Annotated in this window: 14 protein-coding genes; 6 read left to right on the top strand and 8 right to left on the bottom strand. The window is 74.8% G+C overall.

The window, feature by feature from the left end:
- Positions 1–108: 108 nt before the first annotated feature.
- Positions 109–471: a DUF1304 domain-containing protein gene (locus tag ACZ3IL_RS12675; RefSeq protein WP_467389475.1), complete on the top strand. Its 363-nt coding sequence runs from the start codon at positions 109–111 to the stop codon at positions 469–471.
- Positions 468–1,034, top strand: a complete 567-nt coding sequence (locus tag ACZ3IL_RS12670) for a TetR/AcrR family transcriptional regulator (protein ID WP_467389473.1) — start codon at positions 468–470, stop codon at positions 1,032–1,034. The genes ACZ3IL_RS12675 and ACZ3IL_RS12670 overlap by 4 nt, the downstream gene beginning before the upstream one ends.
- Before the next feature lie 50 nt (positions 1,035–1,084).
- Here ACZ3IL_RS12670 and ACZ3IL_RS12665 read toward each other — a convergent pair whose 3' ends face one another.
- Both ACZ3IL_RS12665 and ACZ3IL_RS12660 read right to left on the bottom strand, forming a co-directional pair.
- Complete coding sequence (locus ACZ3IL_RS12665; RefSeq protein WP_467390454.1) at positions 1,085–4,063, bottom strand: carbohydrate binding domain-containing protein; 2,979 nt, start codon at positions 4,061–4,063, stop codon at positions 1,085–1,087.
- Between the two features lie 426 nt (positions 4,064–4,489).
- Positions 4,490–4,972 (bottom strand): MarR family winged helix-turn-helix transcriptional regulator, encoded by a 483-nt coding sequence (locus ACZ3IL_RS12660; protein ID WP_467389471.1) that lies wholly within the window; start codon positions 4,970–4,972, stop codon positions 4,490–4,492.
- Between the two features lie 127 nt (positions 4,973–5,099).
- On the opposite strand from ACZ3IL_RS12660, the gene ACZ3IL_RS12655 reads away from it, so the two are divergent.
- Entirely contained in the window at positions 5,100–6,575 is a 1,476-nt protein-coding gene (locus ACZ3IL_RS12655; RefSeq protein WP_467389469.1) for an MFS transporter, read from the top strand.
- Between the two features lie 165 nt (positions 6,576–6,740).
- Here ACZ3IL_RS12655 and ACZ3IL_RS12650 read toward each other — a convergent pair whose 3' ends face one another.
- Together ACZ3IL_RS12650 and ACZ3IL_RS12645 are read right to left on the bottom strand one after the other, a co-directional pair.
- Positions 6,741–7,607 carry a VOC family protein gene (locus ACZ3IL_RS12650; RefSeq protein ID WP_467389467.1) on the bottom strand — a complete coding sequence of 289 codons (867 nt, stop codon included), beginning with the start codon at positions 7,605–7,607 and terminating at the stop codon, positions 6,741–6,743.
- A 131-nt stretch (positions 7,608–7,738) separates the two neighbouring features.
- Complete coding sequence (locus ACZ3IL_RS12645) at positions 7,739–9,373, bottom strand: amidohydrolase (protein WP_467389465.1); 1,635 nt, start codon at positions 9,371–9,373, stop codon at positions 7,739–7,741.
- Between the two features lie 89 nt (positions 9,374–9,462).
- Here ACZ3IL_RS12645 and ACZ3IL_RS12640 point away from each other — a divergent pair, with 89 nt between their 5' ends.
- Positions 9,463–10,173, top strand: a complete 711-nt coding sequence (locus ACZ3IL_RS12640) for a TetR/AcrR family transcriptional regulator (protein ID WP_467389463.1) — start codon at positions 9,463–9,465, stop codon at positions 10,171–10,173.
- 40 nt (positions 10,174–10,213) lie between these two features.
- Here the strand turns inward: ACZ3IL_RS12640 and ACZ3IL_RS12635 are convergent, their stop codons facing one another.
- The 3 genes from ACZ3IL_RS12635 to ACZ3IL_RS12625 form a co-directional block, all read right to left on the bottom strand.
- Positions 10,214–11,308: a carboxylate-amine ligase gene (locus ACZ3IL_RS12635; protein WP_467389461.1), complete on the bottom strand. Its 1,095-nt coding sequence runs from the start codon at positions 11,306–11,308 to the stop codon at positions 10,214–10,216.
- Positions 11,309–11,406: 98 nt separating this feature from the next.
- Positions 11,407–13,521 carry a prolyl oligopeptidase family serine peptidase gene (locus tag ACZ3IL_RS12630; RefSeq protein ID WP_467389460.1) on the bottom strand — a complete coding sequence of 705 codons (2,115 nt, stop codon included), beginning with the start codon at positions 13,519–13,521 and terminating at the stop codon, positions 11,407–11,409.
- Positions 13,494–15,278, bottom strand: a complete 1,785-nt coding sequence (locus tag ACZ3IL_RS12625) for an N-acetylglutaminylglutamine amidotransferase (RefSeq protein ID WP_467389459.1) — start codon at positions 15,276–15,278, stop codon at positions 13,494–13,496. Before ACZ3IL_RS12625 ends, ACZ3IL_RS12630 begins: the two co-directional genes overlap by 28 nt.
- A 270-nt stretch (positions 15,279–15,548) precedes the next feature.
- Between ACZ3IL_RS12625 and ACZ3IL_RS12620 the strand changes: the two genes are divergently transcribed.
- Positions 15,549–17,015: an aminotransferase class I/II-fold pyridoxal phosphate-dependent enzyme gene (locus tag ACZ3IL_RS12620; protein ID WP_467389456.1), complete on the top strand. Its 1,467-nt coding sequence runs from the start codon at positions 15,549–15,551 to the stop codon at positions 17,013–17,015.
- A gap of 138 nt (positions 17,016–17,153) precedes the next feature.
- On the opposite strand, the gene ACZ3IL_RS12615 is transcribed toward ACZ3IL_RS12620, so the two are convergent.
- Positions 17,154–18,356, bottom strand: coding sequence for an amidohydrolase (locus ACZ3IL_RS12615; RefSeq protein ID WP_467389454.1), 1,203 nt, complete (start codon positions 18,354–18,356; stop codon positions 17,154–17,156).
- 167 nt (positions 18,357–18,523) lie between these two features.
- Between ACZ3IL_RS12615 and ACZ3IL_RS12610 the strand changes: the two genes are divergently transcribed.
- Positions 18,524–19,723, top strand: coding sequence for an FUSC family protein (locus ACZ3IL_RS12610; RefSeq protein WP_467389453.1), 1,200 nt, complete (start codon positions 18,524–18,526; stop codon positions 19,721–19,723).
- Positions 19,724–20,351: the final 628 nt, after the last annotated feature.

Here is a 20,351-nt window from a genome sequence, read left to right as displayed (position 1 = left end):
CGCGTTACGCACTTTTGATCGGACGGCCCCGGGGCGGCGAAATTTCATGGACACCTGTCCAGGTAAGCTGGACGCCTGTCCGGGAAGTGGGAGCGACAGGAGACGGTGATGGAGACGACGGCGAACGTGCTGGTGGGCCTGGTGGCCGCCCTGCACCTGTACATCCTGGTGCTGGAGATGTTCCTGTGGGAGAAGGCGCCGGGGCGCGGACTGTCCGGATTCGACGCCGAGTTGGCCCGCGCGACCGCCCCGCTCGCCGCGAACCAGGGCCTCTACAACGGCTTCCTGGCCGCCGGCCTCGTCTGGGGCCTGGTCGCCGGCGACCCGACGGGCCACCGGGTCCAGGTCTTCTTCCTCTCCTGCGTCCTCGTCGCCGGCCTGTACGGCGGCCTCACCGCGAACCGCCGCATCCTGGCCGCCCAGGCGCTGCCCGGCGCACTGGCCCTCGGCGCCGTCCTGCTCGCCCGGTGACCCCGGCCGCGGAGGATCCCCGCGCCGCCCGCACCCGGGCCCGGCTGCGCCGCTCCCTCCTCGACGCCTGCGCGGAGACCCCGCTGGACCGGGTCACCGTCGCCGCCCTGGTGCGCCGGGCGGGGGTCGGCCGCGCCACCTTCTACCTCCACTACGGAGACCTGGAGGCGCTGGCCGTCGACGCCTGCGCCGACGTGGTCCGCGACGCGGTCGACGCCCTGCACGCCTGGCGCGGCGTGCCCGACCCGGCGTCCCCGCCGCCCGCGCTGACCGGCTTCTTCACCGGACTCGCCCCGCACGCCGGGCTCTACCGGGAACTGCTGAGCCCGGGCGGCGGAGGACCGCTCGGCCGCGTGCTCCACGAGGACCTGCGCGCCCGCGGCCTCGCCGAACGGGTCCTGGCCGGCGCCCCGGAGCCCGGCCTCGTCGCGTCGGCCGTGGCGGCGGCCTTCGCCGGGGTGCTCGCCGACTGGCTGCACGGCCTGGTCGAGGGCGCTCCCGAGGAGATCGCCCACCGGGTCTGGCGCCTCCTGATCGCCCTGCACCGCGCGCCGCTGCCGTAGCCGCCGGCCGGGACCCCGCGCGGGGCCCCGGCCGGCGGTTCGGGGCGGGGCTACTTGAGGTACGGTCCGGCGGTGCCGATCCGGCCGGGACCGTTCAGGACGTACACCCGCAGATTGCCCTTGCCGGGCGCGGCCACCGTGAGGGTGCCGTCCGTGACGGTCCGGACGTCGCCGGTGACGGCGTCGGCGTACGTGCCGTTCGGGACACCGGTGTAGGTGGCGCCGCCCGAGACCGTGACGAGCGCGAAGCTGTCCGTCTCCGCGTCGGTGTAGCGGCGCTTGAACGCCATGCCGCCCGAGACGCCCTCCGTGGAGTACTGGCCCGTCTGGAGCGCGGGGACCGCCCGGCGGATCTGGTTGAGCCGCTGCACGTGCCGGACCAGGGGCTGCTGGAGGGTGGTGGCGACCGCGCCGGACGCCGACGCCACCGTGGAGAAGCCGGAGGCCGTGACGGAGCCGGCGAGGTGCGCGCCGAAATAGGCCCGGCCGGTGTCGGCGAGCGGGCAGGACGGCCCGCAGTCGATCTTCTTCCCCTTCTGGAACTCGATCTCGGAGCCGTAGTACAGCGTCGGGATGCCGCGGAAGGTCCACATCAGGGACATGTTCTCGGCCCAGGCGTCGGTGCCGCCCGCGTACCGCTCGTTCGACTTGTTGGGGCCGTAGTCGTGGCTGTCGACGTAGACGACGTTGTAGGTGGCGTCGTTGTAACTGTCGTCGGAGTCCTTGCCGTTGGAGAAGGCGTTCTGCGCGTCACCGAAGTTCATGTGCATGCGCATGTCGATGACGTTCATGCCGGAGAACCGGCTGTGGTCGGGGGCGTGGTAACCGTTGCCGTTCAGGAAGGCGTTGGTGGAGACGGGCTGGTTTCCGGTGCCCTGCCGCTGCTCGTGGTCGTACATCTCCAGGGCGGCCTTCGCGTCGTCGAGGGCGTACTCCTCGCGCTCCTTCCACGTGTAGAACTGCGCCGAGTGGTTCACCGAGTTCCGGTTCCACTTGTCGTTCACGAAGGCGGCGACCTCGCCGAAGACGAAGAAGTTCTTCGCGGCCTCCGCGCCGTGGCGCCGGGCCACCCTCTCCTGGATCGCGGGCAGGAAGCGGCGGTTCCAGGTGGTGCGGGGGACGTGCACGGCGGTGTCGACGCGGAAGCCGTCGACGCCCATGTCGATGTACTTGTCGTACGCGCCGATCAGGTAGTTCTGGACGGCCGGCTTCTCCGTGTCGAAGTCCGCCAGGTCCTCGTGGAGCCAGCAGGAACGGGAGTCCTCGCCCTCCCAGTTGCCGATCCAGCACGGGTGGTAGAGCGACGCGGGGAACATGCCGGACGTGGGGCTCGGCCACTGGCAGTTGTAGACGGTGTAGCCCTCGGCGCTCTTGCCGCCGGTCGGCTTCCCCCAGTTCACGCAGGTGTTCCCGCTCGGTTCCGCCGTCGACCACAGGTCACCGTTGTAGTACGACTTGCCGCTCTTCGGGTCGACCGTCAGGCCGTCGTACTCGAAGCCGGGCTGCTTCTCGTCGTAGTACCGGCTCCACTGGCCGTCCCGCACGCCGTACACGGTCGGGACGAACAGGCCCTTGGCGCCCCAGCGGGAGGAGTGGTTGTAGACGACGTCCTGGTAGATCTTCATGCCCTTGGCGTGGGCGGCGTCGATCAGGTCCTGGTAGGAGGCGCCGGCGGACTCCAGGCGGGGGTCCACCCTGTAGAAGTCCCAGCCGTGATAGCCGTGGTAGTCGTAGTCCGAGCGGTTGAGGACGACGGGGGTGACCCAGATCGCCGAGAACCCGAGGCCCTTCACGTAGTCGAGCTTCTGGATCAGGCCCTTGAAGTCGCCCCGGAACATGGGGTCGTCGTGGGCGGCGTTGCCCGACGTGACGTGCTGGGAGCCGCCCCGGTTGTTCGACGGGTCGCCGTCGTTGAAGCGGGCGGTGAGGACGAAGTAGATCGGGTCCTTGCGCGGGTCCGTGCCCAGCGGTCTGCCGGTCGCCGGGACCGTGGGCGCCTCGCCCGTGGTCACGGTGGCGGGGGAGGAGGCGGCGGAGACGTTCCCGGCCGCGTCCACGGCCCTCACCGTGTAGGTGTACGCGGTCCGTTCGGCGAGGCCGGTGTCGGAGAAGACCGTGGAGCCGACGTCCGTGACGCGCGTGCCGCCGCTGCCGCCGGTGCGGGTGAGCTGGTACGAGGTGACCCCCCGGTCGTCGGTGGACGGGTTCCAGGCGAGCAGCACCGAGGTGCCGTCGGCCTTCGCGGTGAGACCGGCGGGGACGGTGGGGGCCCGGGTGTCGGGCGGGGTGGAGGCGCAGGGATCGGCGGCGTTCGCGGTGGTCACGCGGTCCCGGACGGTGGAGACCCCCGTGCCCAGGGCGTAGTCCCCGCCGCCGTTGTTGTCCCAGGTGCCGTTGCCGTTGTTGAAGGCGGCCCTGAACCCGGTGGCCGTCCCGAGGTCGACCTCCCGCTTCCACCAGCCGGTGCAGGCGGCCTCCATGCCGACGCCGGGAACGGTGGTCCAGGAGCCGCCCGCCGGCTGGTAGTGGACGTTGACGGTGGACCAGCCGAGGGACGCGGTGGAGTAGTAGACGGTGGCCTTGCGGGACTCGGGCGGCGGGGTCCCGGCGCAGGGGTCGGAGTGGGCCACCACCCCGTCCTTGACGGTGACTGCTCCCGTGCCCAGGGCGTAGTCCTTGCCGCCGTTGTTGTCCCAGGTGCCGCCGCCGTCGTTGAAGGCGGCCTTGAGGCCGGTGGCCGCGCCGAGAGGGACGGTGCGCTTCACCCAGTCCGCGCAGGCGGCCTCCATGGCGACGCCGGGGACGGTGGTCCAGGAGCCCCCGTCGGGGGCGAAGTGGAGGTGGTACCGGGACCAGTTCTTCGTCTTCGTCCAGTAGTAGACCGTCGTCGTGCTCCCGGCGGCGGCCGCCACCGGGGCGGCGGGCGGGGAGGAGGAGGCGGGGGGTGCGGCGACGAGGCCGAGGAGGCCGGAGGCGAGGAGCAGACCGGCGACGGGGCGCGCCGCCGGCCGTGGGCGGATGCGTGTCATCTGGATCTCCAGGTGGGGGGCCGCGCGTTCGGGCATGCCTCCGCCCGGGGGCGGGAGGCGACGTCCGGGGGAAACGCGATCGGAAAGTTTCTGAAACTCTTTGCGCCGGGCGGAAGTTACCGCCGCCCGTCCCGTGCGTAAAGGGTTCCGGCACGGCGTGACGCGCACCGGTCGCCCATGCCCGCGCGGTCCTCGGCACCCGTGCCTGCCCCGGCGCTCACGCCCGGCGCCCGTGCCTGTCCCCGGCCGTCACGCCCGTCTCCGGCACCCGCACCCGCCCCCCCGCACCCGCGCCCGCCCCCGGCGCCCGTGCCGCTCCCGGGGCCGTGCCCGCGCCGCCCCGGTGTCCGCGTCATCCCGGCGGACGGCCGCCCCTCCTGGGCGCCCTCGTGCCGCGCGTGGCCGGGGCGCCTTCGTCCCGTCTGCTCACGGGCGCGGCCAGGGGCGTCCCTCCAGGCGCTCGATGTCGCGGTTGAAGCGTTCGAGGAAGGCGGCGAAGCGGGCCACGTCCTCGGGGGTCCAGTGCTCCACCACGCGTTCCAGGCCCTCGATGTTCGAGGCGCGGTCGGCCTCCAGGCGGCGCTCCCCCTCCGCCGTGATGCGGAACTTGCGGGCGATGCCGCCGTCCGGGTCGGGGATGCGCTCCACGAGCCCGGCGCGCAGCATCGCGGCGGTCTGCCGGTTGAGGGTGGACGCGTCGAGGCCGAAGGCCTCGCTGAGCTGCCCGATGGACATCGGCCCGTGCATGCTGACGCGGCTCAGCAGGACGTACGCGCTCCGGTCCAGCGGGTGGCCGCCGCCGGCCCGGGCGCGGGGCGCGTACAGGTGCGCGTGCCGGCTGAGCAGCATGGTCTCGAACTCGACCAGGCGCGTGGGCTTCTCCACGGGCTTCTCCACAGGCTTGTCCATGGGGGTCATTCTCTCCCGCGACGCCCTCATGTGCATCATGCACAATTTGTGTATCGAGCAATTGATATGCATGATGCACAAGCGTCGTCGTGGAGACCGAGCACGACCGAAGACCGAGGGAGAACACGTGGACGGCTCCAAGCCCGAGGCCCGGCCGGGAGGTGTCGTCGGCGTCCTCGCGCTCGCGGGCATCGTGGCCGCGCTCATGCAGACCCTGGTGGTGCCGCTCATCGGCGACCTTCCGGAACTGCTCGGCACCAGCGCGTCCGACGCCTCCTGGGTGATCACCGCGACCCTCCTCGCGGGAGCGGTCGCCACCCCCGTCGCCGGGCGGCTCGGCGACACCCTGGGCAAGCGGCGGGTCCTGCTCGCCTCCATGGTCCCCCTCGTCGCCGGCTCGGTGGTCTGCGCGCTCGCCTCCTCCGTCGTCCCGATGATCGTCGGACGCGGACTCCAGGGCCTCGGCATGGGCGTCGTGCCGCTCGGCATCAGCCTGCTGCGCGACATCATGCCGACGGAGAGGCTCGGCGGTTCCATCGCCCTGATGAGCGCCTCCATGGGCGTCGGCGGCGCCCTCGGCCTGCCCTTCTCCGCCGCCGTCGCCGAGAACGCCAGCTGGCGCGTCCTCTTCTGGGTCGCCGCCGCGCTCAGCGCCCTCGTCGGCGCCCTGATCTGGCGCGTCGCCCCCGCCGGGAGCCGTGCCGCCGCCCCCGGCCGCTTCGACCTGCCCGGCGCGCTCGGCCTCGGCACCGGACTCGTCGCCCTGCTGCTCGCCGTCTCCAAGGGCGCCGGCTGGGGCTGGGGCAGCGCCACCACCCTCGGCCTCCTCGCCGTCGCGGCCGTCGTCCTGCTCGCCTGGGGCGCGTGGGAACTGCGCACCACCGACCCGCTCGTCGACCTGCGGGTCACCGCCCGCCCGGTCGTCCTGATGACCAACGCGGCCTCGGTCCTGGTCGGCTTCGCCATGTACGCGCAGTCCCTGGTCGTTCCCCAGCTGTTCCAGCTCCCCGAGACCACCGGCTACGGCCTCGGCCGGTCGATGACGGCCATGGGCCTGTGGATGGCCCCGGCCGGCCTGATGATGATGGTCCTGGCACCGCTCGGCGCCAGGCTGTCGGCGGCCCGGGGCCCCAAGGTCACCCTCTCCGCGGGCGCCCTCGTCATCTCCGCCGGATACGGCTCCTCCCTCGCCCTGATGGGCTCCACCTGGGGCCTGCTCGCCGTGACCCTCGTCTGCAACACGGGCGTCGGGCTCGCCTACGGCGCCATGCCCGCCCTCATCATGGGGGCGGTGCCGCGGGAGGAGACGGCCTCGGCCAACAGCTTCAACACCCTCATGCGTTCCCTCGGCACCTCCGTCTCCGCCGCCGTGATCGGCGTCGTCCTCGCCCGGATGACCACCACCCTCGGCGGCCACGCGCTCCCCTCCGAGGACGGCTTCCGCGTCGCCGTGCTCATCGGCTGCGGGGTCGCGCTCGCGGCCGCCGCCGTCGCCGCCCTCGTCCCGGCCCGGTCCGGAACCGGCGGCTCCGGCGACACGGCCGGCGCGGGGACGGACGCCGGGGCCACCGCCCCCGGGGCCGTCGCCGGAACCGGCGCCTGACGGCGCCCGGGACCGCCACGAAGCGGGGCGGGCCCGGCCGGGGACGTGGGGACGGTCCCGAGCCGGCGCCACCCCGTCCGGCGAACGGCCGAGGAGGCCGAGCCGGACCCCGAAGGGCCCCGGCCACCGCGCGGACGCGGCGGCCGGGGCCCTCACGGACGCGGTCTACTCCTCCGCCTCCACCGTGAACAGGGCCCCGTCCGGGTCCCGTACCACCACGCGCCGCTCACCGCCGGCCGCCGGACGCACACCGCCCCACTCGCCGCCCGGGACCACCGAACCGCCGTGCTCCACGACCGCCGCCTCCGCCGCCTCCAGATCGCGCACCCGGAACCGGACGAGCCAGCGCGGCCGCAACTGCGGCCGGGGGGAGGCGGACTCGACCGGACCGCTGTTGAGCCGGGCGACGGCCTCGCCGGCGTGCCGCAGCACCACCTGGTCGTTCTCGTACGACACCTCGGAGCCGCCCGGGCCGCCCTCCGCCCACCTGAGCACCCCGCCGTAGAAGACGGCCGCGTCGAACGCGTTGCGGGTGTGCAGCTCCACCCAGGCGGGCGCCTGCCGTTCGCCGACCTCCCAGCGCGACACGAGCCGCCCCTCCCACACCGCGAACGCCGCCCCCTCCGGGTCGGTGGCGAGCGCCGCGCGGCCCCGGGGCGGAAAGGCGACCGGGCCCACGCCGACGGTGCCGCCGCGCTCCCGGATGCGCCCGACCGCCGCGTCGGCGTCGTCCACGGCGAAGAAGACCGTCCAGGCCACCGGCACCGCCATCTCGGCGGCCACGGCCGCGATGCCGGCCACCGGCACCCCGTCCCGCTCACCCACCGCGTACGCGTCGCCGAGGGCCCCCCTCCGGAACGTCCAGCCCAGCACGGCCCCGTAGAACCGTTCCGCCGCTCCGAGATCCCGTGCGGAAAGATTCAGCCAGCACGGTGCTCCCAGTGCCTCCCCGGTCGTCGGCCCCGACACCGGCACCACCTCCTCGTCGTCTGAGTGCGCCGTGCGCCCCTTCCCCGTCCCGCCCCCTCCCATGCGCGGACTCACCCGTCCGCCGCCGATCACCACACGCCCGGGCCCCCGGATCGGGCGTGTGCGCCCCGGTCCCGTGCCGGAGCGCGACGACGCCGTCGACGGCCCCGCGCGACCGGCCCGCGCCGCGCCGGTCAGACCGCGTGCACGAGGCGCCCGCCGACGTAGGTCCGCTCCACCCGGGCCCCGGCGATCTCCTCCGGGGGAGCGGTGAGGACGTCGCGGTCCAGGACCACGAGGTCCGCGAGGTGACCGGGGCGCAGGCTGCCGGTGTCGTCGAGGCCGTTCACGTACGCGCTTCCCGCCGTGTAGGCGGCCAGGGCCGTGGTGAGGTCGAGCCGCTGCTCCGGGAGGAAGACCCGGTCGTCGTCGGTCCCGGGCTCCCGGCGGTTGACGGCGACGTGGAGCCCGGCGATCGGGTCGGGGCTGCTCACGGGCCAGTCGCTGCCGGCGGCGAGGGTGGCCCCGGCCCGCACCAGGTCCCCGAACGGGTACTGCCACGCGGCCCGTTCGGGGCCGAGGAAGGGGATGGTCAGCTCGTCCATCTGCGGTTCGTGCGCGGCCCAGAGCGGCTGGATGTTCGCGACGGCCCCCAGCCGGGCGAAACGGACGAGGTCGTCCGGGTGGACCACCTGGAGGTGCGCGAGGTGGTGGCGGTTGCCGCGCCGCCCGTTGACGGCGACCGCCGCCTCCACCGCGTCGAGGGCCTCGCGCACGGCCCGGTCGCCCAGGGCGTGGAAGTGCACCTGGAAGCCGAGGGCGTCCAGCTCGGTCACGTACCCGCGCAACGCCTCCGGATCGACGAAGCTCAGACCGCTGTTGGCGGTGGCGCAGCCGCAGCCGTCCAGGTACGGGGCGGTCATGGCGGCGGTGAAGTTCTCCGCGATGCCGTCCTGCATGATCTTCACCGACCCGGCGCGGAACCGGCCGGAACTCAGCTCCTCCCGGCGGGAGACGAGTTCGGGGATCTGCTCGGCGCCCCGCGCCCGGTCCCACCAGAGCGCCCCGCGCACCCGCGCGGTGAGCGAACCGTCCCGGGCGGCCGTCGCGTACGCGTCCGACGGGTCGGGCTGTCCGTTGAAGGCGCCGAGCAGCGCGTCCTGCCAGCCGGTGATCCCCAGCGAGTGCAGCAGTTCCTGCGCCCGCAGCAGTCCCGCCAGCCGGTCCGCGGCGGTGCTCGCCGGCGCCACCCGGGACACCAGGGCCGTGGCCCCTTCCTGGAGCATCCCGCTCGGGGTGCCGTCCGGCTCCCGCTCGATCCGTCCGTCGGCCGGGTCGGGGGTGTCCGCGGTGATCCCGGCGAGTTCGAGGGCCCGCGTGTTGGCCCAGGCGCCGTGGTGGTCCCGGTTCGACAGGAACACCGGCCGGTCCGGGACGACGGAGTCCAGCAGCTGCCTCGTCGGCAGGCCGCCCTCGAAACTCTCCATCGACCAGCCGCTCCCGGTGATCCAGGCGCGGTCCGGGTGGGCCCGGGCGTACGCGCCGATCCGCGCGAGGCACTCCCCGGCGCCGACGATGCCGGTGAGATCGCACTCCGCCAGCTCCACGCCCCCGTACACCGCGTGGACGTGGGCGTCCTGGAAGCCGGGGAGCAGCAGCTTGCCGGTCAGGTCGACGACCTCCGTACGGGGGCCGATCAGCTCCCGCACCTCGTCGTGGCCGACGGCCGCGATCCGTTCGCCGACGACGGCGAGGGAACTCGCCCGGGTGCGGGCCGGGTCCGCCGTGAAGACGGGACCGCGGGTGAAGACCAGATCGGCCGTGGCCATGGAAACTCCAGAACAGGTGACACCGGTGGACGGGCCCATGCAAGCGGGCGCCCGTTTACACGTCAATGGTGTTGTCATAAGGTCCCGGCATGGCCGGACGCGTGGTTCCCGAAGAAGACCGGCGGCGTCGCCGCCCCACCAAGCGGGGCGCCGTGCTCTCGGAACGGCTCATCGTCGACACCGCGCTGCGCCTGGTCGCCCGGCACGGGGCCGACGCCCTCTCGGTGCGGAGGCTGGGCGCCGCGCTCGGCGCCGACCCCAGCGCCCTCTACCGCTACTTCCGCAACACCGACGCCCTGCTCCTCGCCCTCGCGGACGAGATGATCGGCCGCGCCCTGGAGGGGTGGACGGCCACCGGCGACTGGCGGACCGACCTGCGCGCCCTCGGCGTGCGCATCCACGCCGGCTACCAGACGAACCCGCAGGCCGCGCTGCTCGCCGCCCACCGCACCACGGGGCGCCCGCACGAGACCAGGGCGGTGGAGAACATCCTCGGCATCCTGCGCTCGGCGGGCTTCCCCGACGCCCTCGCGGTGCGGATCTACCACGCCTTCGTCGACCAGGCCCTGGCCTTCGCCGCCCAGGACGCCGCCGCCCTGGCCCTGCCGCCGTCGGCGCGGGAGAAGGAGGCGGAGGTCTGGCACGAGGTGTACGGCAGGCTGCCGGCCGACACCCATCCGAACATCGCCGCCACCTTCCCGCTGCTCGCCGACGACATGCGCGGCAGCGGTCATCCCTTCGCCCTGGAGCTGATGCTCGACGCGGTGGCGGCGCTGAGGCCGGGGGCCGGGACCTCCTGAGGGGCCCGCCGGGGTCCGGACGGGCGCCCGTCCGGAGGGATCAGGGGGAGACCGTCTCGCCGGTGATCAGCTCCACCAGCGCCGGCAGGCCGCCCTCCGCCAGCGCGCGGCGCTGCCGGTCGGCGGACGTGCCCTCCCGGAGCAGCCGGTGCAGCAGCGAGGTCACCTCGCGGGTGTCGCCCGCCTCGTCCAGGGCGGGCGTGATGTGTTCGAGCAGAGAGCACAGCACGTCGCCCGACCGGCGCGACCGCCCCTCCGGATCGACGAGCAGGCCGCTCAGGCCGTGCCGGGCGGCGTGCCAGTTGGACGCCTGCAGGAGTTCGGGCGCGCAGTCGGGGAGCGGGACCCCGGCCTTCTCCTCGTCGATCGCGGTGGCGACGAGCGCGCGGACGATCCCGGCGAACATGACCGCCTCGTCGGCGCGCAGCTGGACGTCCGCGCAGCGCACCTCGACCGTGGGGTAGCGGTCGGACAGACGCGCCTGCCAGTAGAGCTGGCCGGTGTCGGTGATGACGCCGGTGTCGAGGAGCGACCGGACGCGCTCCTCGTGGTCCGCGAGGGAGGTGAAGCGGGGCGGGGGCCCGCTGACCGGCCACCGGCCGAAGATCACCGTGCGCCAGCTCGCGAACCCGGTGTCCCCGCCGTCCCACAGGGGCGAGTTCGCGGACATGGCCACCAGGGTCGGCAGCCAGGCCCGGACGCGGCTCAGGACGGCGACGCCCATCTCGCGGTCCGGCACGGCCGCGTGCACGTGCATGCCGTTGACCAGCTGTTCGGCCACGAGCTGGGGGGCCTGGGAGGACATCGCCAGATAGCGGGCCTTCCGGGTCACCGGTACGGGGGCCGCCTCCCGGTAGGGGGCCGTCGCGCAGGCGGCGAGCCGGCAGCCGTGCTTCTCCGCCGCCATGCCGAGCGCGTGCCGCAGCCGCAGCAGGTGGCCGCCGACCTCCTCCAGGTCGGTGCACACCGGTGTGGCGACCTCCACCTGGGCCTGCAACAGCTCCGACTGGACCTCGGAACCCTCGACGATCGGCTGCAGTCCGGCCGACGCGCGCACCTGGTCCCCGAGGGGTACGGGGAGGCACGTGTCCGGATCGAGCAGCAGGTACTCTTCCTCGACCCCAATAGTGATCATGTCTTCCCGGTACCCACGATCGGCCGGGGGAATCGCTTCCCCGCCACGTCGTCTTCACGTTTTCGGCACACATCGGCGGCGCGTTCCGTCCGGACGGTTCAGCCGCCGAGGTGGCGCTCCAGCCAGTCGGCGGCGGCACGGCGGAACAGGCGTCGGTTGTCCGCCCGGCGGAACTCGTGCCCCTCGTCGCGCAGCGTGAGCATCTCGGCGGGCAGCCCCCTCTCCCGCGCGGCCCGCACCATCCGCTCGGACTCGCCGGGCGGGACGTTGGTGTCGTGCTCGCCGTGCACCGCGAGCAGCGGTACGCGCAGGGCGTCGACGCGGCTCATGGGGGAGAGGGAGCGCAGCAGCTCCCGGTCGCGCACCGGGTGCCCGTACTTGTGCGCCGCCGACTCGGCGATCCACGGCTCGGTCTCCGCGAAGAACGTCGTGAAGTCCGACATCCCGCACACCGCGACGCCCGTGCGGAACAGCTCCGGGTGCCACACGAGGGAGGCCATCGTCAGGTAGCCGCCGTAGGAACGGCCCATCACCGCCAGTCGCGTCGGGTCGGCCAGCCCCTCCAGGACCACGTGCGCCGCGCAGTCGGCGACGTCGTCGAGGGCCGCGAACCGTCCCGTGCCGAGGTCGGCGTCCACGAACGACCGTCCCCAGCCGGAGGAGCCGCGCACGTCGGGCGCGAAGACGTCCAGGCCCCGGCCCAGCAGCTCGTGGTACAGCGGATCGAGCACGGGCCGTTCCTGCTCCTCGGGCCCGCCGTGCAGATGGATCACGCACGGGGCGGGACGGCCGGCGCCGCGACCGGGCGCCCGGTAGTACCAGCCGCCCAGGCGCAGCCCGTCGCGGGCCACCGGCCGCAGCGGCACGGGGCGCACGGGCGGCCTGCCCGGCGGTACGGCGTCCTCGTCCCGCGACGACCAGGGCGTGCGCGCCGACAGCGCCCCCGGGGGCATCCACCACACCCCGGGGCGGCGCTGCGACCCCGACAGGGCCAGCACCATTCCGCCCGGCCCGGCGCGGGTGATCCGGGTGACCACCTCGTGCGGCAGCGGCACGCGCCGGGGCGGCACGGTCCCGGTGGCCGCGCCGGCGGGGGAGGGGCCGCCCGCCGGGAGTCCCAGGGTCTGCAGCTCGCTCGCGCCCCGCACGTTCCACGCGAGCGCGGCCGTGCGGCCGTCCTCGGCGAACGCCAGGAGCTCCAGGTCGCTGTCCTCGCGCTCGGTCACCACGGACACGCCGAGCCCCCCGCCGTCCTCGTCGAGGCCGACGGCCAGGAGGGCGGCGAACTGCCGCTCGTGGTCGCTCCGCAGCCACACCGTGCGGCCGTCGGACGAGAACCGGCCGATCCAGGGGTCCCCGTCGCCGACCCGCAGGACGGCCCCGGTCGTCAGGTCGGCCGTGCGCACCACCACCGCCTCCCGCCGGCCGCGCGGCCCCCGGCGCACCAGGGCGAACCGCCCGTCCTGGCTCACGTCGCAGACCCGCAGGGTCGCGGCCCCCGACTCGGCGGCGGCCAGCACGGGCGACCGGAGGCCGTCCGGATCGACCAGGTAGGCGGTGAGCCGGTCCCGCGCGCCGCCGTCCGTCCCGTCCGGCCCGGGGTGTGCCGGGCCGGACGGGCCGACGTCCCCCCGGCGGGCGCCGCCGAGCAGCGTGGCCGGGCCGTCGCGGTCCGCCCAGCCGGCGGGCAGGTCGGCGAAGGCCGGATCGTGGTCGGGGACGGCCGCCTCCTGCCGGGCTGCGCGGGACGGCGGGGCCGGCGGCTCGGCCACGGTGACCGCCACGGCCGAGCCGTCGCGCGTCCAGCAGCCGAGGTACGCCGAGCTGTCCGCGTCGGCGCCCGCCACGATCCGGCGGCCGGTGCCGTCCGGACGCACGCACAGCACCCGGGTGTGCTCGCCGCCGCCGGGCGCGACCGTGTAGGCGATCCACCGTCCGTCGGGGGACCAGGACACCTCCGTGACCGGGTCGGGGTCCGCGTCGAGGAGGTGGACCTCCGGGCCGTTCACCGGCCCGGTCCACAGCTGGGGGACGCCCGTGCGGTCGCAGATGAACGCCACCCGCTCGCCCGTGGGGTCGGCGGAGGGGTACCAGCAGCCGTGCGCGACCAGGGGCTGGGGCACGTCGCGCAGCCCGGCCGCGCCGGCCAGCGGCACCGGGGCGGGTGCCGCTGACAGGGCTCCGTTCAGTCGATCCCGTGCGTCTGCAGCCATATCTCCAGCAACGCTACGTGCCACAGGGCGTTCGCTCCTCGCTTCGTCCGGTGCCGGTCGGGGGCGGAGAGGAGTTCGGCGACGTACTCGTCGCGGAAGACGCCCCGTGCCCGTGCCTCCGGCGCGGACAGGGCCTGGCGCACCCGTTCGAGGACGGGCCCCGCCATGTGGCGGATCGCCGGCACCGGGAAGTACCCCTTGGGCCGGTCCACGACCTCGCGCGGCAGCAGCGCGCGTCCCGCGTCCTTCAGCACGCCCTTGCCGCCCTGGGCCAGCTTCAGCTCCGGCGGGCAGGCCGCCGCGAGTTCGACCAGCTCGTGGTCCAGGAACGGCACCCGGGCCTCCAGGCCCCAGTCCATGGTCATGTTGTCCACGCGCTTCACCGGGTCGTCCACGAGCATGACGTGCGTGTCGAGCCGCAGCGCCGCGTCGAGCGCGGTCTCGGCCCCCGGCGCGGCCATGTGCTCCCGGACGAACAGGCCGGACTCGTCGCGACCGGTCAGCAGGTGCGGCTGGAGCATCCGGGCGAAGTCGGAGTGCGGACGGTCGAAGTACACCTCCGCGTATCTCTCCGGTTCCCGTTCGCGCGGGACGCCGGCCAGGTCCGGGTACCAGTGGTAGCCGGCGAACACCTCGTCGGCGCCCTGGCCGCTCTGGACGACGCTCACCTCCTTGGAGACCAGCTCCGAGAGCAGGTGGAACGCGACCACGTCGTGGCTGATCATGGGCTCGCTCATGGCCCGGACCGCGCTGTCCAGGGCGGTCGACACCCGGTCCGAGGGGACCATCAGCTGGTGGTGCTCGGTGTCGTAGTGCCGGGCGACCAGGTCCGAGTAGAAGAACTCGTCGCCCTCCTCGCCGCCCTCCGACTCGAACCCCACGCTGAACGTCGCCAGGTCCTTCTGGCCCTCCTCGGCGAGGAGCCCCACGATCAGGGACGAGTCGAGCCCGCCGGACAGGAGGACGCCGACCGGTACGTCGGCGACCATCCGGCGGCGCACCGCCGTCCGCAGCGAGTCGAGGACCGCGTCGCGCCAGTCGGCCGCGTCCATGCCCGCGTGCGCGTCGCGGCGGGTGTAGGAGGGCTGCCAGTAGCACCGGTCGCGGTACGAGCCGTCCCGCTCCACCACGCGCACCGTGGCGGGCGGCAGCTTGCGGACGCCGTTGAGCACCGTGCGGGGCGCCGCCACCGTGGCGTGCCAGCTCAGGTACTGGTGCAGGGCGACCGGGTCCAGGGACGTGTCGACGCCGCCGGCCGCGAGCAGCGCGGGCAGGCTGGAGGCGAACCGCGTCCAGCCCGGGCCGTGGGAGAGGTACAGCGGCTTGATGCCCAGCCGGTCGCGGGCGAGCACGACCCGGCCGGTGTCGTTCTCGACGATGACGAACGCGAACATGCCCATGAAGTGGTCGACGCAGTCCGTGCCCCACTGGAGGTAGGCCTTGAGGACCACCTCGGTGTCCGACGTGGAGAAGAACCGGTGCCCGAGGCCCTGCAGCTCCCGCCGCAGCTCCTGGTAGTTGTAGACGCACCCGTTGAACACGCCCGTCAGCCGCGCCTCGGCGTCGGACATGGGCTGCGCGCCGCGTTCGGACAGGTCGATGATCTTCAGGCGGCGGTGTCCCAGGGCCACGGGCCCCTGCGACCAGATGCCGTGGCCGTCGGGCCCCCGGGGCGCCAGCCGGTCGGTCATGCGCTCCACCGCGGCCACGTCGGGCCTGCGGTCGTCGAACCGTATCTCGCCGCTCAGGCCGCACATGTGGCACCTGCCCGCACCGCTCCGGCCGCCCCCGGCACCTCCGGGGCCTCGCAGCCCTCCTCGACCTCATGTGAATCAGTCACGACAACTCCTCGAAGACGGGGAGCGGACGCCCGCGCGCCCTCCGGTCCGGGACTGCACGGCGGCCCGCTCCGTTGGGCGGGTTCCCGCTCCACCGGGGATCATGCCTTCCGGAGGGTCAGATTCCGTGTACGGGGAGTCCTCCGCCGCCGGGGTTTTTGCCCCTTTTCCCTGGGAAGTCGCACCGTCATGGACCATTCACAGGCACCCGTGCTCGACGCGATGACCGCGTACCACGCGGAGAACCAGACCCCCTTCACCCCGCCCGGCCACAAACAGGGACGGGGCGCTGACCCCCGTGTGCGCGCCGTCCTCGGCGACGCCGTCTTCCGTTCCGACATGCTGGCCACCAGCGGCCTGGACGACCGCACCTCCTCCCGGGGCGTCCTCTCCAGGGCGCAGGAACTGATGGCCGACGCCGTGGGCGCCGAGCACACCTTCTTCTCCACCTGCGGCAGCTCGCTCTCGATCAAGGCCGCCATGCTGTCCGTCGCCGGGCCGCACGAGAAGCTGATCGTGGGACGGGACGCCCACAAGTCCGTGGTGTCCGGCCTCGTCCTCGCCGGGATCGTGCCGGTCTGGGTGGACCCCCAGTGGGACCCCGAGCGCCACCTCGCCCATCCGCCGTCCGCCGACGCCTTCCGCGCCGCCCTCGCCGAGCACCCCGACGCCCGGGGCGCCCTGGTCACCACGCCGACTCCGTACGGCACCTGCTCGGACCTGCCCGCCATCGCCGAGGCCTGCCACGAGCACGGCGTGCCGCTCATCGTGGACGAGGCGTGGGGAGCCCACCTGCCGTTCCACCCGGACCTGCCGACCTGGGCCATGGACGCCGGAGCGGACGTCTGCGTCACCTCCGTCCACAAGATGGGGTCCGGCCTCGAACAGGGCTCGGTCTTCCACCTCCAGGGCGACCTGATCGAGCCGGAGGTCCTCAAGAACCGCGAGGACCTCCTGGGCACCACCAGCCCCTCCGTGCTCGTGTACGCCGCCCTCGACGGCTGGCGCCGCCAGATGGTCCAGCACGGCCACGCCCTCTACGACGACGCGCTCGCCCTGGCCAAGACGGTGCGGGCGCGGATCGCCGAGATCGACGGCATGCGCGTCCACGGACGCGACGACTTCTGCGGACCCGGCCGCGCCGCCGACCTCGACCCCCTCCAGGTCATCGTCGACATCAGCGGCCTCGGCACGACCGGCTACCACGTCGCCGACTGGATCCGCGAGCACCACCACGTCAACCTGCACCTGTCCGACCACCGGCGCGCCAGCGCCCAGCTGACCCACGCGGACGACAGCCGCAGCGCCGCGGTCCTCCTCGACGCCTTCCGCGACGTGGCCCGGCACGCCGGCGAACTGCGGCCCGCCCCCCGGGTGGAGGTCCCGGACCCGGCCGACCTCCGTCTCGAACAGGTCCTGCTCCCGCGCGACGCGTTCTTCGGCCGGGTCGAGCAGGTGCCGTGGGAGAAGGCCGTGGGCCGGGTGACCGCCGAGATGCTCACGCCCTACCCGCCCGGGATTCCCGCCGCGCTGCCCGGCGAGAGGCTGAACGCGGCGGTCCTGAACTACCTGCGCAGCGGCGTGGACGCCGGCATGGTCGTCCCGGACGCGGCCGACCCGGAGGTCAGGACCGTGCGCGTGTCCGTCGAGGACTGACGGCGGCCCCCCTCGCCGGCGGGGGCCTCCCCTCCCGGTGGGAGCCTCCCCCTCCCCGGCGGGGACGCGCCCCGGACGGACGGGGACGGTCCCGGGCGGGGCGAGGCCCGGGTCCCGGGCGGGGGCCGGGAGGGCCGCTCACCGCCCCGCCGCCTTCTCGTGGAAACGGGCCCACGCCCGTTCCCGCACGTCCGCCCCCAGAATGACGTCCGCCGCCGTGCACGCCAGGGCCTCCGCCGCGGCCGTCAGCACCCGCCGGGCCCGGGGACCGGCCGCGGCCTCCGCGAACTCGGGCGTGTGGTCCGACGCCTCCGCGCCCATGATCGCGACGAACGGATGGATCGCGGGCACCCGCGTGCTGACGTTCCCGATGTCCGACGACCCCAGGTACACCCCCGGCGCCGGCTCCGTCAGCCGGATGCCCGCCCGCTCCAGGTGACCGGCGAAGAGACCCGACAGCACGTCGTTGTCGCGGAAGTGCTCGTACCGCCCGCCCACGTCCGTGACCTCCACCGTCGTACGGGTGGCCAGCGCCACGCCCCGGGCACAGGTGCGCACCTCCTCCACCAGCTCCTCCAGGGCCGCCGTGGTCCCGCCGCGCAGCCCGAACAGCCCCTCCGCGTACTCGGGGACGATGTTCGTGGCCCGGCCCCCCTCCGTCACGATCCCCTGGACGTGCGAACCGGACGGCAGGCGCTTGTGCAGCACGCCCAGCGCGTTGAAGAGCTGGATCAGGGCCCCCAGGGCGTCGATGCCCTCCGTGGGACTGCCGGTCGGGTGCGCCGCCCGCCCGTGGAACCCCACCCTGATCTGCGCGCTGGCCGTCAGCGGGGCCCACGTCCAGTCGTGGACGCCCGGATGGAACATCAGCGCCGCGTCCACCCCCTCGAACAGGCCCGCCGCCACCTCCGCGACCTTGCCCCCGCCGCGCTCCTCGGCGGGCGTCCCGACGGCGAGCAGCGTCCCGTCCACCTCGCCGAGGGCCGCCCGCACGGCGAGCGCCGCGCCGAGGCCCGCCGCCGCGATCAGGTTGTGCCCGCAGGCGTGACCGAGGAGCGGCAGCGCGTCGTACTCCATCAGCAGGGCGACGCGGGGTCCCCCGCCGGGACCGGCCGCCGAGCCCGCCCGCGCGACGAAGGCGGTCGGGAGCCCGGCCGCGCCGCGCTCCACCGAGAAGCCCTCCCGCTCCAGCTCGCCCGACAGCAGGGCGGCGGCCCGGTGCTCCTCGTAGGCCGTCTCGGGGGCGCGGTGCAGGGCGAGGCCCACCTCCCAGAGGCGGTCCGCGCGGGCGGCCACCTCCTCCCCGACGCGGGCGTACACCGATTCCTGGTTCTCCGGCACGGAGGCCTCCTCCGACGTGGGCGGTCGCTGTCACCCCACGTGTTCCACGGTCGCCGCCGGGGATTCCCCGAACGGCCGCCCCTCCCCCGGAAGCGCCACCGGCGCACACGTACATCCCCGCGGGGCGGGTAGGCGGGGCCGGTACGGGGAGCGACGACGGGAGAGGCGTGCACACACGGATGTCCGGGGCGGGGAACTGGTGCAGGCGCCGGTGGAGCACCGCGCGCGAGACCGCGGAGGAGGCGATACGCGGGCCGGGCGAGGCACGCGACGGCATACTGCTCCAGGCGAAGGGAGCGGCCGCCGCGACCGTCGCCTGGTGCTTCTCCTCGCTGCTGCTGCCCACCAACGTCACGGGATTCGCCCCGTTCACCGCGCTGCTCGCCCTCCAGTCCACGGTCTACCGCTCGTTGTGGGACTCCGCCCAGTACCTGGGGGCCATGGCCGTGGGGACGGCGGTGGCCGCGGCGTTCGGCACCACCGTCGGCGTCCACGCCTGGGCCCTCTGCGTCCTGGTCTTCGTCGCCCTCCTGGTCGCCCGCCTCCACCTGTTCGGAGGCCAGGGCACCCAGGTGCCGGTGGTGGCCCTCTTCGCGTTCGCGGGCGGCGGGGGACGCATCGACTACATCGGGCACCTGGTGGCGTCCGCCGCCATCGGCGTGTGCTGCGGCCTCGCCGCCCACTTCGCCGTCGCCCCCTCGCCGCACCTGGCCACGGCACGGCGCCAGGTCGAGGAGCTGGCCGCCCGCACCGGGGACCTGCTCCGCGACCTGGCGCGGACCGCCGCCGGGGAGGCCCCCGACGAGGACGCGCGGAAGGACTGGCCCCGCCGCTGCGAGGAGCTGGCCGCGCGAGCGTCGCGGGCGCGCGCCGCGCTGGAGAAGGAGCAGGAGAACACCAAGCTCAACCCCCGCCACTCGTGGAGCGCCGCCAGGGAGTCGATACGGCGCTGTCACGAGACCATCGGCATGGTCGAGCGCATCGGCACCCACATCCGCTCCCTCGCCCGCGCCCTGGCCCACGAACCCCCCGGCCGGGTCCCGGACGCCGGACCGGCCGGACCGCGCCGGTTCTCCGAGGTGTCCGTCTCCGCGGACTTCTCCACCTCCTACGCCGAACTCCTGCACGCCACCGCCGAGGGGTTCGAATGCCTCGCCCCTCCCGGCGGGCCCGAGGACCCCGAGCGGCTCCGGTGCCGCGTCGAGGACGCCGAACGCCGCTACGAGGAGGTGGCGGCCACCGCGCGCGACGGCCGCCTCGGCCGCCCGGGGGAGTGGCCCGTGCACGGCACGGCCCTCGTGGAGGCGGCGCGCATCCTGCAGGAGATCAAACACGCCTCGGACCTCACCGCCGAGAAGCACGCCTGAGGGAGGGGAGGGGAGGCGGGAAGGGCGGCTGGGGGAGGGGCGGCGGTACGGGCCTCCCGGCCGGACCGGCGGCGACGGGACGTGAACCCCGTGAACGCCCCGCACGCCCGCGTGCGGGCGGAGCCCGGCGCCGCCCCGGTGACGGCGACGGTGACGTCCGAGTCCGGCCCCGGCACGACGGGCAGGCCCGGCGCCGGCCCCTGGAGGAAGGGGGCCGGCCCCGACGGAACCGGCCGGTCCGGCACGGGCACGCGCCCGGGGCCGCGCGGGGACGTTAGCGGAACGTGAGCGAGACGTGAGCGGCGGGCGGCAGAGTGATGCCGACCGGCCGGTCACCGGCCGGCCGGACCGCCCGACCGGCTCCCGCCGGTGGAGCGAACCGGAACGAAGAGGGCGCCCGGCGCCGTCGCAGCGGGTGCCGCGGAGGGGGCGGCATCCGCGCGGAGCGGGGCACCGGTGCGCCGGGAACCGGCCCGAAGGGGCCGGTGGGGCACCGGCACCGACCGGACGGGGCCCGGGCGGGGGCGGCGGGGCGCGGGCGTGCGGGCCGGCGCGGCGGGCCCGGCGCGGGGCGGGCCCGCTCGGGCGGGGGTCGCGGTCGGGAGGGCGGGGGGGAGGGGAAGACGGG

Source organism: Streptomyces sp. NPDC014907 (genome assembly GCF_055562975.1).
The sequence above is the reverse complement of the archived record's forward strand: the minus strand, read 5'-3'. Positions and strand labels throughout refer to the sequence as shown.

Coding starts and splice junctions, on each gene's coding strand:
- ACZ3IL_RS12635 (WP_467389461.1), bottom strand. CDS start 11,308: ATGATCACTATTGGGGTCGAGGAAGAGTACCTGCTGCTCGATCCGGAC.
- ACZ3IL_RS12620 (WP_467389456.1), top strand. CDS start 15,549: ATGGACCATTCACAGGCACCCGTGCTCGACGCGATGACCGCGTACCAC.
- ACZ3IL_RS12650 (WP_467389467.1), bottom strand. CDS start 7,607: ATGGGAGGGGGCGGGACGGGGAAGGGGCGCACGGCGCACTCAGACGAC.
- ACZ3IL_RS12640 (WP_467389463.1), top strand. CDS start 9,463: ATGGCCGGACGCGTGGTTCCCGAAGAAGACCGGCGGCGTCGCCGCCCC.
- ACZ3IL_RS12625 (WP_467389459.1), bottom strand. CDS start 15,278: ATGTGCGGCCTGAGCGGCGAGATACGGTTCGACGACCGCAGGCCCGAC.
- ACZ3IL_RS12660 (WP_467389471.1), bottom strand. CDS start 4,972: ATGGACAAGCCTGTGGAGAAGCCCGTGGAGAAGCCCACGCGCCTGGTC.
- ACZ3IL_RS12630 (WP_467389460.1), bottom strand. CDS start 13,521: ATGGCTGCAGACGCACGGGATCGACTGAACGGAGCCCTGTCAGCGGCA.
- ACZ3IL_RS12675 (WP_467389475.1), top strand. CDS start 109: ATGGAGACGACGGCGAACGTGCTGGTGGGCCTGGTGGCCGCCCTGCAC.
- ACZ3IL_RS12645 (WP_467389465.1), bottom strand. CDS start 9,373: ATGGCCACGGCCGATCTGGTCTTCACCCGCGGTCCCGTCTTCACGGCG.
- ACZ3IL_RS12665 (WP_467390454.1), bottom strand. CDS start 4,063: ATGACACGCATCCGCCCACGGCCGGCGGCGCGCCCCGTCGCCGGTCTG.